Here is a 1665-nt window from a genome sequence, read left to right as displayed (position 1 = left end):
TTCCCGCGTTGCCGATAACCAATTATCCCAATAATTAAGTTTTGTAAAATCCTCTTGACAAAAACAACGATATACCCTTAGCAAAACAGCCGTTTCTAAGCGAATCGAGCCTTGACAAAGCGATCGCTCTAACCAATCATTCAAGGTGGCACTATTGGAGATAATCCCCTTTTCGACGAGGGTTTCTAGCCCTTCGGAATAACTATAGGCCCCCACGGGTAAAATGGGACTAGCCAATTGTAATAAACACAAAAGTTCTTTTTGATCGAGCATAGAAAACCGAGAAAATTGTCCCTAACACAATTGAGGAAATGCTTGGCACTTCGGTATGTAGATCGAGCCAGTAGAAAGCGGCACTTTGTGCATTATACCGTGGTTAATAGCCACAATTATAAACTACTATACTTATGTCCTCACGAGAACAGCATTTTCTGAAAATAAATTTTGTCGTTCTCCTCTTGATTTTAGCTTTAATTGCTGGGGTTGATCGGGCAGAATTACCCTCTAGTCTTTTATTTTATCCTCCCGCTACTCCCCCAACTCCGATCGCTGGTTTATTAACCCATTCTTTTCAATTGCTTTGTTGTTTACCACCGATTGTTTGCCTTTTTAGTTATGCTTTATTGTGCCAGGAGGCAAGTTTCAATAATTCTCGCCAGTTTTTACTTTTTTCTGGCATAATAACGGGACTAATTGCCATCAATGAAATCTTCAGAATTCATATCATTCTTCTCTATTTTAATATTCCCAAATTCTTGACTATCTCTGTTTATGCCCTCGCAATTCTGATTTATGGTTTAGTATTTTGGCGGCGAATAAAACAAACTTCTTACCAAATTTTAATCATCGCTTTAGCACTTTTAACTTTTGCGATCGCTATTGATTTTCTCCAGATTAAAAATCAAGGTTTTGCTAGTCTAAGTGAAGGAATTCCCAAACTGTTAAGCGCGGTGAATCTAGCCAGCTATTTTTGGGATGTATGTTTTCAAGAAATTTCAGCCAAGATCAAATCAAAATAAATTACCCATTCATCTGTTTAACCAGATGTAAAATTTCGGGAAGAATCAGTTTTTCTAGGGCTAATTTAACGGCATTAGTGGAACCGGGGAGAGAAAAGACTAATAAGTTTTGATAAACCCCAGCTATCGCCCTCGATGCCATGGCACGGGAGCCAATTTCCTGATAGCTAAGATAACGAAATAATTCGCCAAAACCGGGCAAAGTAATCCTTAATAAAGGTACTAAAGCATCGTAGGTAGTGTCTCTGGGAGCAATACCCGTACCCCCATTGAGAATTAAGACTTTTATCTGATTTTGATTGCTAATTTCTGGTAAAATTGCTTGAATTTGTAAGGGTTCATCGGGGATAATTAAGTATAGGCCGATATCATGACCCGATCGAGTTAGTAACTCTTGAATTATTTGGCCACTCCTATCTGTCTCCGGGGTACGAGTATCGCTCACCGTGACTACGGCACAGGTAAGATTAAGGGGGGCGGTGTCGGGATGGGGAATAAAGGTCATAATTAGGGTTTGCTGAATAAATCTAAAAACCTTGTTGGATAAGGCTTTTAGACTTTTTTTCCCTGAAAAAGTGCCTACCATTGGAGTGATTGGGGGGAAAATTTAGGGATTTTTTCCCTGAAAATTAGGTAATTGACCACC

The 1665-nt window shown here is 39.2% G+C and carries 3 protein-coding genes; 1 reads left to right on the top strand and 2 read right to left on the bottom strand.

Annotation, left to right across the window (positions count from 1 at the left end; all coding sequences use genetic code 11):
• The coding region (locus tag PX484_RS14535) for an urease accessory protein UreF (RefSeq protein WP_288104410.1) at window positions 1-273 on the bottom strand (273 nt) is incomplete at its 3' end.
• 134 nt (window positions 274-407) lie between these two features.
• On the opposite strand from PX484_RS14535, the gene PX484_RS14530 reads away from it, so the two are divergent.
• Window positions 408-1019 (top strand): DUF8692 domain-containing protein, encoded by a 612-nt coding sequence (locus PX484_RS14530; RefSeq protein WP_287766559.1) that lies wholly within the window; start codon window positions 408-410, stop codon window positions 1017-1019.
• A 1-nt stretch (window position 1020) separates the two neighbouring features.
• On the opposite strand, the gene PX484_RS14525 is transcribed toward PX484_RS14530, so the two are convergent.
• On the bottom strand, window positions 1021-1524 hold the full coding sequence (locus tag PX484_RS14525) for a MogA/MoaB family molybdenum cofactor biosynthesis protein (protein WP_190537793.1): 504 nt from the start codon (window positions 1522-1524) through the stop codon (window positions 1021-1023).
• Window positions 1525-1665: the final 141 nt, after the last annotated feature.

This window comes from Microcystis sp. M49636_WE2 (genome assembly GCF_030065375.1).
Classification (GTDB): domain Bacteria; phylum Cyanobacteriota; class Cyanobacteriia; order Cyanobacteriales; family Microcystaceae; genus Microcystis; species Microcystis aeruginosa_C.
This window is presented reverse-complemented; position numbering and strand designations above follow the sequence as displayed.